The 14,529-nt window shown below is 48.0% G+C and carries 14 protein-coding genes; 5 read left to right on the top strand and 9 right to left on the bottom strand.

Annotated features, from left to right (window positions below; genetic code table 11):
* Positions 1-13: 13 nt before the first annotated feature.
* From OEV79_06460 to OEV79_06445, 4 genes are read right to left on the bottom strand one after another with little or no spacing between them, the layout of a single operon-like run.
* Entirely contained in the window at positions 14-1,024 is a 1,011-nt protein-coding gene (locus OEV79_06460; GenBank protein MDH4211074.1) for a sugar phosphate nucleotidyltransferase, read from the bottom strand.
* The gene (locus OEV79_06455) at positions 1,017-1,691 is read right to left on the bottom strand and encodes a DUF3108 domain-containing protein (GenBank protein ID MDH4211073.1); all 675 of its coding nucleotides are present in this window, start codon (positions 1,689-1,691) and stop codon (positions 1,017-1,019) included. Before OEV79_06455 ends, OEV79_06460 begins: the two co-directional genes overlap by 8 nt.
* Positions 1,688-2,593, bottom strand: coding sequence for a M48 family metalloprotease (locus OEV79_06450; protein MDH4211072.1), 906 nt, complete (start codon positions 2,591-2,593; stop codon positions 1,688-1,690). Before OEV79_06450 ends, OEV79_06455 begins: the two co-directional genes overlap by 4 nt.
* Positions 2,593-3,135 (bottom strand): LemA family protein, encoded by a 543-nt coding sequence (locus OEV79_06445; GenBank protein ID MDH4211071.1) that lies wholly within the window; start codon positions 3,133-3,135, stop codon positions 2,593-2,595. The genes OEV79_06450 and OEV79_06445 overlap by 1 nt, the downstream gene beginning before the upstream one ends.
* A gap of 110 nt (positions 3,136-3,245) precedes the next feature.
* On the opposite strand from OEV79_06445, the gene OEV79_06440 reads away from it, so the two are divergent.
* The 5 genes from OEV79_06440 (at position 3,246) to OEV79_06420 (ending at position 9,942) form a co-directional block, all read left to right on the top strand.
* On the top strand, positions 3,246-5,339 hold the full coding sequence (locus tag OEV79_06440; protein MDH4211070.1) for a PEGA domain-containing protein: 2,094 nt from the start codon (positions 3,246-3,248) through the stop codon (positions 5,337-5,339).
* Positions 5,340-5,348: 9 nt separating this feature from the next.
* Complete coding sequence (locus OEV79_06435; protein ID MDH4211069.1) at positions 5,349-6,176, top strand: tetratricopeptide repeat protein; 828 nt, start codon at positions 5,349-5,351, stop codon at positions 6,174-6,176.
* A gap of 11 nt (positions 6,177-6,187) precedes the next feature.
* On the top strand, positions 6,188-7,120 hold the full coding sequence (locus OEV79_06430; GenBank protein ID MDH4211068.1) for a carboxypeptidase regulatory-like domain-containing protein: 933 nt from the start codon (positions 6,188-6,190) through the stop codon (positions 7,118-7,120).
* Between the two features lie 29 nt (positions 7,121-7,149).
* Entirely contained in the window at positions 7,150-8,808 is a 1,659-nt protein-coding gene (locus tag OEV79_06425) for a GAF domain-containing protein (GenBank protein ID MDH4211067.1), read from the top strand.
* Between the two features lie 570 nt (positions 8,809-9,378).
* Entirely contained in the window at positions 9,379-9,942 is a 564-nt protein-coding gene (locus OEV79_06420; GenBank protein ID MDH4211066.1) for a lytic transglycosylase domain-containing protein, read from the top strand.
* 2 nt (positions 9,943-9,944) lie between these two features.
* Here OEV79_06420 and OEV79_06415 read toward each other — a convergent pair whose 3' ends face one another.
* The 5 genes from OEV79_06415 to OEV79_06395 all read right to left on the bottom strand — a co-directional run bounded on the left by OEV79_06415 (position 9,945) and on the right by OEV79_06395 (position 14,513).
* The gene (locus OEV79_06415) at positions 9,945-10,592 is read right to left on the bottom strand and encodes a class I SAM-dependent methyltransferase (GenBank protein MDH4211065.1); all 648 of its coding nucleotides are present in this window, start codon (positions 10,590-10,592) and stop codon (positions 9,945-9,947) included.
* 119 nt (positions 10,593-10,711) lie between these two features.
* Positions 10,712-11,203, bottom strand: a complete 492-nt coding sequence (locus tag OEV79_06410) for a transposase (protein ID MDH4211064.1) — start codon at positions 11,201-11,203, stop codon at positions 10,712-10,714.
* A 9-nt stretch (positions 11,204-11,212) separates the two neighbouring features.
* Positions 11,213-12,280 carry a M42 family metallopeptidase gene (locus OEV79_06405; protein MDH4211063.1) on the bottom strand — a complete coding sequence of 356 codons (1,068 nt, stop codon included), beginning with the start codon at positions 12,278-12,280 and terminating at the stop codon, positions 11,213-11,215.
* 9 nt (positions 12,281-12,289) lie between these two features.
* Complete coding sequence (gene gyrB, locus OEV79_06400; protein MDH4211062.1) at positions 12,290-14,236, bottom strand: DNA topoisomerase (ATP-hydrolyzing) subunit B; 1,947 nt, start codon at positions 14,234-14,236, stop codon at positions 12,290-12,292.
* Positions 14,220-14,513 carry a DUF721 domain-containing protein gene (locus OEV79_06395; GenBank protein MDH4211061.1) on the bottom strand — a complete coding sequence of 98 codons (294 nt, stop codon included), beginning with the start codon at positions 14,511-14,513 and terminating at the stop codon, positions 14,220-14,222. Before OEV79_06395 ends, gyrB begins: the two co-directional genes overlap by 17 nt.
* Positions 14,514-14,529 lie beyond the last annotated feature (16 nt).

Below are 14,529 nucleotides of genomic sequence, written 5' to 3'. Positions count from 1 at the left end.
CTTTTCATATTCGTCACTTAAATAACTCCTTCAAATCCTGAGCACGGTCCTTCTTGCAGACCAGAACACCATAAGGGCTCACAATTACGATCAAACCTTTGACATCATAGGCGCGCAAGGGCAGATCCTTGCTGAACAAAATCGAATCTTCTATCTGAACACCGCGTGCATCTCCGACCAGCACGTTTTTCTTACCATCTTTTTTGAAATACCTTTCCAGAGCCAACCATGAACCAACGTCATCCCAGCCAAAGGTACCTTCGACAACACATAGCCGCCGGCTTTTCTCCATCACACCATAGTCAATTGAGATGTCGGGCACCCGCTCGAAATGACGGACCTTACGCTGCACGATGAATTTTTCGACACCGTGATATACATCGGGAACATAACTCTTTATTTCACCGAGTATCGTGTCTATGCTGAACGTGAATATCCCGCTGTTCCAAAGATGACGACGGCTCCGGACATACTGTCTGGCTCGTTTAGTGTCGGGCTTCTCGGTGAATCCAGCGCCTGCGTAGGATTTATTCCTGCCCTGAATACCCATCTTACGGCCAAGCTTAATATAACCGTAGCCAGTCTCGGGTCGATCGGGCCGGATGCCGTAGGTCACAAGATACCCGTCTTCAGCAAGTCTCTGCCCGTATTTCAAGGCGTTGATAAAAGCGTTCCTCGGGTTGATCAAATGGTCAGCCGGCATAACATGCATGACCCCGCTGCCGAATTTTTTCCGCAAGACAAGCCCGGCAAGACAAATCGCCGGTGCAGTATTGCGCCTGACCGGTTCAACTACGATATTTTCTCTACCGGTATATTTCCTGGTGACCGTTTTCAATTCCTTTGGTATTATCAACAACCGTTCGTTTCTCTTAAAATGCCCCTGGATACGCTGCAGGGTCTGGATCAAAAGTGGTTTGTTATCGAAGATCGTAAGGAATTGTTTTGGAAAACCGGGTTGACTCAGTGGCCAGAAACGCTCACCCCTGCCGCCGGCAAGTATCACAGCAAATTTCTTAATCAATAACCTCCTTCAACTTGAACAGCACAGTACCGAATTTCATGCTCGCACGTATCTGCACCGGTACCCGATCCTTCTCTGAATACCATATCTGCATGCCGCCCTTCGCGCCGAATATACCTTTCCCCTCTGTCTGTGGTTCAACAAGGATCGTTTCATAATCGCCGGCTTTGGTCTTAACCAGTTCCCTTTTTTGTACAACGCATCTTACACGGTGATTTTCGCGCGCGTTATGCACGTCAATCAAGATCGTATCCCCCAACTCAAGAGGGATTCCGCGAAGGTAATACCAGAAGCTCAAGATATCCCTTGTTTCTGCAGTAGTATTGATGACAAGCGAATCATCATAGTTAACGTAATTGGAATCACGGTCGAAAAAAAGATTGCTCGCGCGGTGATATCCACTTTCATTTATTCTCTCGCGGAACATGTAGGGAAATAGACTGTCCGAACTCGTGTAGACTTCTATCGTATCGTTGATACTGAATAGAAACCGCAGACCCCGCGCCGACGTCAATACCGAAGAAATATCATAACAATGTACATCTTCATAAGTTAATGTATCCCTGACCTCGAGCGTCATGGTCCCGAGATTAAGAAACGAAAACTTCGCGTCGTAGTGGAGCCTCTCCCCGATGCCGAAACCAACGAGCAGCACAATGATGATCATATGACTAGGTTGTTCAATCTTTCTATACGTTTGTCTATCGGCGGATGCGTTGCGAACATACTTGCTACATCGAACCTGTCTTTGCCGAACGGACTTGCGATGAATAAGTGCGCATTAGCATCCGAGGCACGTTTCATTTTTTGCCCGGCATCACGAAGTTTTGCCAACGCCTGTGCGAGTCCCTGGGGATAACGTGTGATATAGGCGCCTGACGCATCGGCCAGGTATTCGCGCTGCCTCGAAATGGCAGAACGGATCAAAGCAACAAAAATAGGTGCGATGATCGCTAGAACCAACCCCAAAACCAGCAAGATCAAACCGGCCCGGCTTCCGCTACGCCGGTCCCGCCTGCGTCCGCCAAGAAACATCGAACGCAGGAAGAAATCACGCAAGAGCACTATCAGTCCACCGATCGCGGCGACCACGGTCATGAGCAGCATGTCATAGTTCCTGATGTGTGACATCTCATGGGCGATAACACCCTGTAACTCCTGGCGGTTCATTATCTCGAGAAGACCGGTCGTGACGGCGATTGACGCGTTCTGCGGGTTGCGGCCGGTCGCGAATGCATTGGGAGCCGGACTTGGCATAATATAGACCTTCGGCTTGGGTGTACCCGCGGCAATAGACACTTCCTCAACGATATTGTGGAGCATCCTGAATTCATCGGGGTCGGCCGGGACCGAACCGGTTGCCTTGAGCGCTATTTTGTCAGAATTGTAATAGAGAACAACGTTATAGACAATAATGAAAAGCGCAAAGAAAGCATAGCCACCAATGCCCCAATCCAGCACCTGAACGATGACATAGCCGAGGACACCCAGAAAAAGGCTGGTTATGACTATGAACAGGAATGTCTTGCGCTTGTTGGCCGCTATTAGATCGTATAATGTCTCACGCATCAAAACTTGACCCGCACCGCTTCTTTCTCCTCGGCAGGCGCTTCGAAGAACTCACGGGCAGTGAAGTTGAACATCGATGCGATTATCATCTGCGGGACCTTCTGTATAGTCGCATTATAATCCATCACGACATCGTTATAGAATTGACGGGCGAAAGCTATCTTATTCTCGGTCGCGGTCAATTCCTCCTGTAATTTCATGAAATTCTCATTTGCCTTCAATTGCGGGTAATTCTCGGCCACCGCAAATAGACTCTTCAGGGTCGCCGTCAGCATGTTATTTGCTTCCGCCGCCTCCTTGGGGCTGCTTGCGCCCATTGCCCGTGAACGTAATTCAGTAACCTTCTCGAGCACCTTTTTTTCGTGCGCAGCATAACCTTTCACGGTCTCAACAAGATTAGGGATCAAATCGTAGCGTCGCTTCAGCTGCACATCGATCTGCGCCCATCCATTATCGACCCTCGTTCTCTTTACAACGAGGCTGTTGTATATAAGAATGAACGCCAGCACAATAGCCGCAATGATTATAATCAACAATATCATTTTACCTCCACTGTTAAATCTTACACAAATAAATATATTTGTCAAGTTAAGCATGTTAATACGTTCAAAGCTTGACGTGATTATGAATATTTGTATAATTGCATTAGAAAATGGTCAACCGAACCATAAAAGACTACGAAATAAAAGAACTTATCGCCACCGGAGGAATGGCTGCAATCTACCGGGCCATTGACATGCGGACTGGGAACACGGTCGCGATCAAGATACTACACGGCCACCTTGCCCAGGATAAGGACTTTATCACGCGCTTCGAAAGGGAGGCACAAGCAGCGGCGAGCCTGAAGCACCAGAATATCATCGATATCCTGGGCTACGGCGAGGCGGCAGGGGTCTATTACATCGCGATGGAATATGTTGACGGCAAGAGCCTCAAAGACCTCATCAATGCAGTCAAATTCATCCCCCATGATATCGCGCTGGCGATCGTCTACGAGATCTGCCAGGGGATAGAGCACGCCCATCAGAAGGGCGTAGTGCACCGCGATTTGAAGCCTGCAAACATTCTGGTCAACAAAGAGGGAAGGGTGAAGATCACGGATTTCGGCCTCGCGCAGGCCCAGGATCTTACATCCATCACCGTAACCGGTGCCATTGTCGGCACTCCGGCCTACATGTCTCCGGAACAGGCAGTCGGCAAGAGGATCGATACTCGTTCCGACATTTTCTCGCTCGGCGTCGTGATCTACGAGATGGCTACGGGCACCAAGCCATTTCAAGGTGAAAGTTACTCATCGGTCATTCACGCTATTCTTACGATCCCGGCACCCAGACCGATTGAGGCAAATCCCATTGTTGAGGATACTATCAGCATGATCATCGAGAAAATGCTCCAGAAGGATGCCGACAAGAGGTATCAGAATATAAGCAGTGTGAGCGATGACGTGTATGCCTTCTTCAGGAAACACAATATTGAAGTACCGTCGAAGAAAATCAGTGAATTCATCACCGAGCCGGATCGCATTTCAAAACAGAAAATACAGGAAGCTAAAGATAGATATCTAAAACGCGGACATCACTACATGACACTTGGCAAGGGCAACATCGAAGATGCGATAAAAGAGTTCGAGAAGGTCCAGTACCTCGATCCTGAGGACACGAATGTGAGAACACACCTCTCTGAACTGAGGCGCAAGAGAAAAACCGTCCCCCGGACCGCAGGCAAAGAATTGCCGGGGCAGCAAAAGAAATTACCCGTCGGGCTCACTGTAATCACAGCCGCAGTGCTCGTAGTCATCGTATTCGCCGTTATCTTTTTCAGGAACTACGGAACCGACAAGCAAGGATTGATGTACGGTTCGATTTTCATAGATTCAAGGCCAGCCCCAGGCTCGATCTATCTTGACGACAGTGACCTGAAAATGAACACTCCGTCGCGACTCGACAGCGTGGCCGCTGGTCAACATACAATCGAGGTAAGAAAGCCTGGTTACCGACCGTATAAACGGGATGTTACGGTCAAGGGAGGCGACACCCTTTCGTTGGATGCACAGCTCATACAGGACATCGACCGTGTATCCACTGGCAGCCTCACCATCACTTCTCAACCGAGCGGCGCAGCAGTAGCAATCGATGGTAAGAACACGGGGTCACAGACTCCATGCACGATAAACGAGATCACTACCGGTCAACACACTGTCCAAATAACGAAAAGCGGTTATCAAACCTACGAGTTCAAGCCGGTCATACAGTCGGGGCAAACAGCCAGGGCTTCGGTGAATCTGACGAGAACACAACAAAGAGAACCGAGGCGCACCGTGCAGAAATCGTATTTTAAAGTAAACGTTGACCCCTGGGCAAAGATATACATAGATGGTAAATACATCGAAACAACACCCCTCGCCAAGTCGATCGAGGTCACATCCGGTAACCATAGAATAAAGCTCGAGAATCCGAATTTCCAGGACTGGCAAAAAAACGTAAATTTCAAACCCGGGCAAACCGTTTCGCTTGATGTCAAACTCGAACCGTTTGCGGGCAGCCTCAAGATCAGCGTGAAACCGTGGGCTGATGTATATATAGACGGGAAGTTCTATGAAACAACACCGATCGCCAAGCCTATCCAGTTATCTGCTGGAAGGCATACTTTGAAGTTAATTAATCCTTCTTTCGTTCCCCACGAAGAAGTATTTGTCATCGAAGCAAACAAGATATTAAGAAGATCTATTGAGTTGGCGCGCAAATGAGGAGGTGACATGATAAGGATAGTCAGGATAGTACTGTTCAGTTGCCTGATGATACAGATCGGGTTCTCGCAGTCGGTTACGGAGGATTCGCTCGAGACCATGCTCAACAAGGCAAAGGATTATTATTACACGGGTGAATATGAGTCTGCAATAAGGGAGCTGGAGAATGCCCTGCGATACCTGAAACAGCTAAAGCATGCCGACCAGGTAGAAGCATACAAGTACCTGGCTTTCAGCTATGTTGCATTCGGGGACCATACTACAGCGAAAACCCAATTCAAGAAAGCACTGGCGCTTGATCCAGAAATGGAATTGGACGCCGCCACGGTTTCGCCCAAAATAATAAAGGTATTCGAAGAAGCGAAAGCAGAGATTTCCGCTGCGCCAGTGGTGGAACCGACCGAACCCGCCGCACCACCCGGGAAAGGAGAAATCAGTGGCTTTGACGCGACGATCCGTTCGTGCTGTGTTGCCGGCTGGGGTCAAATATACCGCGGCGAAAAGAGCAAGGGCACAAAATTGATGATCGCCTACGGCGTTACCCTCGTCAGCACCCTCGGCTCGTCGATAATAAGAGAAAACAAACACGACAAGTACATGGACCTTTACTGGACCCAGCCCTCGACCGCATTTGACGATGCCTATGAAGAATACAAGTTATGGCATAACATTACTTTGATCAACGCGTTGTTATTCCTCGGTGTGCATGCTTACAATCTTTATGATATCATCTTCCACAAGCCATCGGTCAGAACATCGCTGCTCGAATCAGACCGCGGCTTCATCTGCTCATTCGATGAAGAACAAGTGCGCATCGGCTACAACCTTAAATTCTAGCGGAGGGAAAAATGAGACGACTTTTAGTGACGGTATGCTTAACGCTTCTGGTAACGCTGGCGTGTCTGGAGCCGCCGCGGGATAATCCCTATGACCCGAACAACCCGGACAAGGGTTACCTGGCTGGCACGGCTTACGACCACACCGGGGCTTTCCTTGAAGGTGCAACTGTTAAGTTGAAGATTGGGGATGAAGACAAGTACAGCACACAAACCGATTTCGAGGGTAACTACGAGTTTGCCGAGGTCGATCCGGGTCTTTACACACTGGTTGCCGAAGCGCAATTTTACAGCACACTTTATTTCGAAGATGTGGAGATAAAGTCATATACACACATGGATTCGTTCGACTTGTATTTCCAGGAACTTTACTTCAATTTTGAGAATGAACAATCCGGTACCGGGGAACCATTTGGTTTCCGCCAACTGATCGGCACCTGGCAAATTCAGGAAGACTATGGCGAACCTGTCCAGCATTCAGCGCCCATGGTATACACTGCCACGAATAACACTACAACCAGCGCGTATTCCTTTGCTGCCGTCAGGGATACACTCGATGATTTCTGGTTTGGTGCCAACATCAAGATACTGGGCTCGTCGGGCTGGGCATGGAGGGTCGGCCTTGTATTAAGGTACCAGGATGCGAACAACTACTACCTGGTGCAGTTCACCACCAGTTCGATATCCGTTGTGAAAATCCGCGACGGCAGCCCCCTCCCGATGGCGATCGCCGATACCATGAATTTTGCGGCGGATACCTGGTATTTTGTCGCTGCTCACCTACACGGTAACAATATTGAAGTATATCTGGATTATGCTGAACTGTTCAATTTAGATGACGCATCCTCTCCTTTGCTTGACGGAATTTCCGGACTTTGGCTGAAGTCCGACGACCCCGCCGAAGAAGCCAAGGCTAACTTCGACGACGTATATGTCACACCATGATTCTTCTGCTGACAAGTAGTATGTAGCGTATGGCGACATTCTTTGTCCATAAAGCAGAAGATGATACAAGAGTAGTCAAACTCGAGAAACCGCGCATCACCCTCGGACGCCGCGCGGATAACGACATTGTACTCGACGATATTTACGTGTCGCGTACACATGCCGCCGTTGAAAGAAGAGGGATATTCTACTACATACGTGACGAGCACAGCCGGTACGGAACATTTGTAAATGGTGCTCGTGTAACCGAGACAAGATTGGATTATGGTGATGAAATCCAACTTGGTAACACGGTCGTTACCTTTGTCGACGAGAATAAATTAGACCAGATACCGAGTCCCAGAAAACCAGCACGCCTCATCGGCGCCAAGATCGACATTCCAGCAAAGATCGATTCAATAAGAAACGCAATTCGTGAGGGGGCAAGCACAGATACAATTCTCAAATCGCTCAGCGAGATAGAAAGCCATTTCAGGCAATACGAGGAAAATCTGACCGAGGTAGAGAAGATCAAGGAAATAGCCTCGACTCTCTGCGAAGTCGGTAAAATAATAAATTTTGTTTTCGATCTCAACGTACTACTCAACCTACTCATGGATCTCGCCATCAAAATATTGCAGGCGCGACGGGGTTTCATCATGCTCCATGACAAACCTTCCAATATACTGAAGGTTAAGGTAGCAAGAAACATGGGCGGTGTTCTCGACCCGGACAAAACGCACGAGATCAGCCAGAGCATTGCATGGCAAGCATTCAAGACAGGCAAACCGATCAACACCGAGGATGCAACAAAGGATGAAAGGTTCATGACTCAGGATAGTGTCATTAGCTACGCGATCGGCTCGGTCGTCTGCGTGCCATTGATCTCAAAAGAAAACGAAAGGATCGGCATAATCTACCTCGACAACCCGGTTGCCCATAAGAAATTCGACCGTGATGACATCGATTTCATGTCCTCTTTTGCCAATCAGGCGGCAATTGCGATAGAAAACGCCCAGTTGTACGAAAAGGTTAAGGAGGAAGAAAGGATACGCGAGCGTCTTCAGCGTTTCTTTTCGCCCGGCGTCGTCAGCGAGATCATGTCAGACAAGAGAGCAGTATCTCTGGGTGGTGAGAACCGCACTGCGACGATTCTCTTCAGCGATATCCGGGGATTCACCTCGCTGACCGAGAGAATTCCCACCATCACCTCTGTGGAAATCCTAAATGACTTTCTCAGCAGCATGTCTGAAGAAGTCTTTACCCACGAAGGCACGCTGGACAAGTACATAGGCGACTGCGTGATGGCCATTTTTGGCGCGCCTGTCGCGCATCCGGACGATGCCCTGCGCGCCATAAAAGCAGCCCTGGGCATGAAGAAACGCGTCCAGCAACTCAGAGAGCGATGGCGTAACAAAATCGACGCATCGATGCTGGAAGTATTCGAGATCGGTATCGGCATCCATACCGGCGAGGTTATCGCAGGCAATATCGGCAGTATCAAGCGCATGGAGTATACGGTCGTCGGCACTGCAGTAAACCTTGCATCCCGCCTGGAAAACGTGGCAAAGAAGGGCCAGATAATCATCAGCCGGTCGACATATGCTTGTACAAAAGAATTCATTGAAGCAAAGCAACTCCCGCCTGTTGAACTCAAGAACATCAGCCGCCCCGTAGAAATATTTGAGGTCACGGGACTGAAAACATAATACATCAGAAATTAAGGCAATAAGAAGTTCAGAAGATTAGACGTTGAGAAGCGGAGAAGGATAGAACTGATAAGGCTTGACGCGCCAGAAATTGAAAAGACAAGAGACAAACTAAACCAGAAGATCAGAAGTTAAGAGGGTAAGAAGATGAGAACTCTGCACAACAGAACATGAGACCTTATGAAGATGAGAAAGGGAACGATAGTAACGGGAGTAACGAGACTAACGGACCTAACGTCCTGTGTAAATTGCGAATTGCGAAATATCAATAACAAATTACTCGGTTACTTTCAAGGATTACGATGCCCGTTTCGTTAAGCCGCTACGTCTTACGGCACAAAACAGAAACCGTCTTTCGAAAACGTATCGCTTTTCGCAACCGTTTGACGCCAGACGATACGGGTTCGTTACGGTTCTCGACTTCACTCGAACGGTAATCTTTCGTTATCGTTATGAACGGGAATAGCGGTATTAACGGGAATAACGAAACCAACGGTAGTAACGTTCCTTTTGTAGCGTGTAGCGTCAAAAAACTCTTGACAAAATATGAATCTTGTGTAATATTTGCCAATGATAATACTACTTTTGCTCGGACAGATAATCTCAACGACAAGAACTGGAAATGTTCTGTTTACGAACATCCCTTCCGTCGATCAGGGAAGTGTACCACACCGAGAGTTTGTCTGCGAGGAGTATGATCATATTATCAAACACTACTGTCAGCTGTATGATGTAGACCCAGAATTGATAAAGATAGTGATCCGCAAAGAATCCGAATTCAATCCACGTGCGGTTTCGCGCAGTGGCGCAATCGGCCTAATGCAACTGATGCCGGAAACGGCCCGCGGACTGGGAGTCAAAGATCCCTACAATCCCCGTGAGAACATAAAAGGCGGAGTTAAATATCTCAGCCATCTGCTCGGTCTTTTCGGGGAAGATCTTGAACTGGCCCTCGCTGCATACCACGCTGGACCTGGGCTGGTGCGCAGACTCAAGAGGGTGCCACAAATTCCCGCTACCCTAGAGTATGTCGACTATATACTCTCCAGGTACGGGCGCGGATGCAAGAAAAACCCAGTCTACTTCTCTATAACTGAAGACGGCACACCGCACTTCACGAATTTGCCTAAGTAGATCTATATCTTCCGGGCGATAACACCAATTGAGAGAACAGTGTAGAGGAATAGCCGTTTTCTCCTCAATTTGGACTGGAGCTCGTTCCACCATGTTGTGATCGCACCAAAGAACTTTGGGTACATCGGCAACGCAATCCCGACTTTCATGAACAACTGTCTTATGATCTTGTATACGACGCCGGGTCTTGACCAATCACCATAAACATGAACCGGTGCAAATCCAAGTCTTTTGAGCATTCCGGCCAGGGAGCCTGGAGTGAACTGCCGTTCCCAACCGCCAAACCACAATCCCAGAATCATTAGCAAATGTTTCATCAAGGTATAGAAATGAAATGTCTGGGGCACGTCGATGATCAATAATCCGCCTCTCTTCAATATCCTGGCATTCTCATTCAACAAATGCCAGGGTGAAGGAAAATGCTCCAGCAGACCTTGATGGAATACGACATCGAAAGTTCCATCCTCGAAAGGACAATTTCTGGCATCACCAAGAATCATCTTCACCGGGTCATTCGTTGACAGGAGACGAATGATGCGCAGACTCTCCTTCGAATAATCCAGTAAATATACATCCGCTCCCAGTTCCCGCATCCTGAGACCATCACGGCCAGTGCCGGCGCCAACCTCAAGAATCCTTTTGTCTCTTATGTGTGATACTGCCTCTAATTCTTCGACGATATTTGTAACGGGTGGGTATATAGTGTCCGGGTGTTTACCAGACCAGAATCTATCCCAGACCTGTGTAGTACTACTGCTGTTTTTTATCCTTAACCAGACCCTTCAGGCAACTGATCGATAACAAGCTGTACGTTCGTTCTACGCGCCTTATGATAATTGTTGTAGCTCGAGAATTCGTAATACCCAGGTTCCTTGACCAAGCCTCTGATGACAGGTAAAGAGTGAATGTGTTCTAAACGTTCTTTCAAGTCCTCCACACTTTCGACTATCTCCGCGTCAAAACTCTGACTCCATACAGTTCCCTCGCGCTTCTTGTATTCATTGTACTTACGCGCGAAATTACCCTTTATCAATTTCATAATCTTCGACATCGAAAACATCTTACTCGGTTGTATTATCAGATAAAAGGAGTCCGGCAATATCAAGTAAGAATAGATGCGGTAATTCAACATATAGCGGTGATAGCCAATTGAGAGCAAGAGAAATCTTGCCCAGTGGGGATCAGCGAGGATCTCGAGGCAATCTTTTGTTGTTGTCCAAATATCGTAGATTGCCCCAGGTTTGATTATTCTCTTAGTCATTCCGCCCCCTTATTCAATGATTTTCTGTAGTACATCCTCATTGAAATTCTCTACAATCAATGTTATCAACTTCAAAATATTTTCATAATCTTCGAGGGATATTACACTCGCATCCGAATGAACGTAACGCGTAGGAACCCCCAAAGCCAAACATGGCACACCGTGTTTTGTTAGATGAATCGTGCCTGTGTCATAACCGCCCCTGATGGAAGCAAGATGATAAGGTATCTTGTTGGCTTCAGCAAGATCACATACATAATCACGTAATCTTACATGCGGTATCATGGTCGAATCATATATCAAGATACCGACACCACCTCCCAATCTCTCGGTAACATCACTATCGTTCCCGGGCGTATCCCGGCATATACTCACATCGAGTGCAAAGCCGATATCCGGTTCAATCGCAAAAGCCGAAGTCCGCGCACCACGCAGACCGACCTCCTCTTGAACCGAACCCACCAGGTAGACCGTATTAGGGTGCTTCTTGGCCTGTAGATTGTCGAGCAGACTCACCAACAACGCACATCCAACTCGGTCATCCCATGCCTTGCCGAGAAGCAGATCCTTGTTTGCCATTTGCACAAAGCCACCAGCGGGCACGATTGGATCGCCAGGACGGATCCCTAATTTCACCTTGGCATCAAAATCCTTCGTCGCCCCGACATCTATATACATATCCTTGATTTCCGGCAGTTTCTTCCTTTCCTCTTCGGTCAGTTCATGAATTGGCTTAAGCCCCACAACACCTGGTACCAGTTTTCCTTTTCTCGTTCTGATATGCACCTTGAGTCCCGGTATGTTACCAGCCCACCATCCACCTATCGGAAGGAATTTTAGGAAACCTTCTTTGGTGATATCTTTGACCATGAAGCCAATCTCGTCCATGTGGGCCGAGAACATGATCTTCGGTCGCTCGCTTGTTCCATCCTTCCGTGCAATGACACTGCCGATACGGTCACGGCTGATCGAAACACGCCCGCCAAAAAGTTTCTTAAGAATATCGACAACATCATCTTCATAACCCGAAATGCCAAATGCTTCACTCAATTCTTTGAGCAGTTTAATGCGATCCATCTGTCCTCCTTACACGTCCAGATTTTCCACGTAACGGGCATTTTCTTCGATGAATTTCCGGCGCGGCTCTACTTCACCGCCCATCAGGATCGAGAAAAGACGGTCGGCTTCGGCCGCATCCTCCATGGTCACCTTCTTAAGCACCCTCTTCTCTGGGTCCATCGTCGTCTGCCACAGCTGATCCGGATTCATCTCACCAAGACCCTTGTAGCGCTGTATGTCGTATTTCTTCTCGCCAAACTTCTTCAAGAACTTCTGCAATTCTTCGTCAGAATACATGTAATCATGCGTCTTATCATGCCGTATGCGGTACAGAGGTGGCTGCGCAATATAAATAATGCCACCATCGATCAAATCCTTCATGAATCTAAAGAAAAAAGTGAGGAGCAGTGTACGAATATGTGCACCGTCAACATCGGCATCGGTCATGATCACAACTTTCTTGTAGCGTACTTTCGAAATATCGAAATCGTCCTCACCCACGCCACAACCGATCGCTGATATCAAAGTTCTTATCTCGTTATTGCTGAGTATCTTATTCAAACCGCTTTTTTCGACATTCAAAATTTTCCCCCGGAGAGGCAAAATTGCCTGGAATCTTCGATCCCTGCCCTGTTTAGCGCTGCCGCCCGCTGAATCACCCTCAACGACGAATATCTCGCATTCATCAGGGTCGGTCGATGAGCAATCTGCCAGTTTGCCTGGCAGGCTCTCACTATCGATGAGTGACTTGCGCCGCGTCAATTCACGCGCTTTACGCGCTGCTTCCCTGGATCGTGCTGCTGCAACTACCTTACCCATCACTACATTTGCGAACCGCGGTGTCTCCTCAAGCAGCGCCGACAATCTCTCGTTCACCAGCGACTCCACAGCACCCTTAGCTTCAGCATTACCAAGTTTCGTCTTTGTTTGACCCTCAAACTGAGGGTTCTTGATCTTTATAGAAACGACCGCAGTCAATCCCTCGCGTGTATCCTCACCGGCCAAGGACAGGTTGTCTTTGAGCTGGTTATGACGCCGTGCATAATCATTAAGGGTCCTGGTCAGGGCTGACTTGAAACCGATCAAGTGCGTGCCACCTTCATGTGTATTTATTGTATTGGCAAAAGTGAAGATGTTCTCAAGATACGAATCATTGTATTCCAGCGCCACCTCGATGTGGATATCGTCTTTTGTGTCCGCAAAATAGATGGGTTTATGCAATCTGTTGCGCCCCGAATCAAGATATTTGACCAGATCCTGAACGCCGCCGCGGGACAAATATCGTTCCTTGGTCTTGGTCTCCACATCTTCAAAATCGATCTTCAATCCTTTGTTCAAAAAAGCCAGTTCCCTGAGTCGCTGAGTTACTATCGCTTTCTTGAACTCGATCTTCTTAAAAATTTCCTTATCGGGTCTGAATCTTATCTTTGTACCGGTCTTGCCTGTCTTGCCGGTCACCTTGACCGCAGCCTTCGGTTCCCCGTATTTGTAGCTCTGACGATAAACCTTAGCATTACGGTAGACCTCGACTTCCAGGAACTCACACAGTGCGTTCACGGCTGAAACGCCCACGCCATGGAGTCCGCCACTGATACTATAAACCTTGTCATCGAATTTACCCCCGGCATGGAGCATCGTCATTACTACCTCGAGCGCTGATTTCTTCTGAACCGGGTGCATGTCCGTAGGTATTCCGCGGCCATTGTCTTCAACTTCAACTAAATCCTTGTCGACCTTCACCCTGATGTGATCACAGAATCCGGCAAGTGCTTCATCGATACCGTTGTCTACCACCTCAAATACCAAGTGATGCAAGCCACGCAAACCGATATCACCAATGTACATGGCCGGTCTTCTGCGCACCGCCTCCAAACCTTTGAGCACCTGGATTTTCGAAGCATCATATTCCCGCGAATGTCTATTCTTCTCATCAATCTTATCACGAACATTGCCACGCTTACTTGTCTTTGCCATGTAATCTCCTTCCCATGTGGCCATTCGACATCCTGAATTTTATATCTTTTATCTTAACATCGTACTTTTTTATTTTCTTCAAAATATCCGCTTTCATCAAGAACAGCTGACTCTGCCAGGCCGGATTATCAACCATTACGAAAAGATTCTCCGAGTCGACGCTCACTGCCTTTGCATGTCGTGCAATATTACTGCCAACAATTTTCTCCCATTTCTCCACCACCTGCCAGTTCTTCAGCTTCCCATTTATATCCATGCCCCGCAGTACCCTCGGCACTATTCGGCTAATGCGC

Source organism: candidate division WOR-3 bacterium (genome assembly GCA_029858255.1).
Classification (GTDB): Bacteria; Hydrothermota; Tepidihabitantia; order SM23-42; family SM23-42; genus SM23-42.
This window is presented reverse-complemented; position numbering and strand designations above follow the sequence as displayed.

Bases quoted from the DNA above. Each gene is read 5' to 3' on its own strand.
- OEV79_06440 (MDH4211070.1), top strand. From the start codon at position 3,246: ATGGTCAACCGAACCATAAAAGACTACGAAATAAAAGAACTTATCGCC.
- OEV79_06425 (MDH4211067.1), top strand. From the start codon at position 7,150: ATGGCGACATTCTTTGTCCATAAAGCAGAAGATGATACAAGAGTAGTC.
- gyrB (MDH4211062.1), bottom strand. From the start codon at position 14,236: ATGGCAAAGACAAGTAAGCGTGGCAATGTTCGTGATAAGATTGATGAG.
- OEV79_06430 (MDH4211068.1), top strand. From the start codon at position 6,188: ATGAGACGACTTTTAGTGACGGTATGCTTAACGCTTCTGGTAACGCTG.
- OEV79_06450 (MDH4211072.1), bottom strand. From the start codon at position 2,593: ATGCGTGAGACATTATACGATCTAATAGCGGCCAACAAGCGCAAGACA.
- OEV79_06455 (MDH4211073.1), bottom strand. From the start codon at position 1,691: ATGATCATCATTGTGCTGCTCGTTGGTTTCGGCATCGGGGAGAGGCTC.
- OEV79_06410 (MDH4211064.1), bottom strand. From the start codon at position 11,203: ATGACTAAGAGAATAATCAAACCTGGGGCAATCTACGATATTTGGACA.
- OEV79_06445 (MDH4211071.1), bottom strand. From the start codon at position 3,135: ATGATATTGTTGATTATAATCATTGCGGCTATTGTGCTGGCGTTCATT.
- OEV79_06435 (MDH4211069.1), top strand. From the start codon at position 5,349: ATGATAAGGATAGTCAGGATAGTACTGTTCAGTTGCCTGATGATACAG.
- OEV79_06420 (MDH4211066.1), top strand. From the start codon at position 9,379: ATGATAATACTACTTTTGCTCGGACAGATAATCTCAACGACAAGAACT.
- OEV79_06405 (MDH4211063.1), bottom strand. From the start codon at position 12,280: ATGGATCGCATTAAACTGCTCAAAGAATTGAGTGAAGCATTTGGCATT.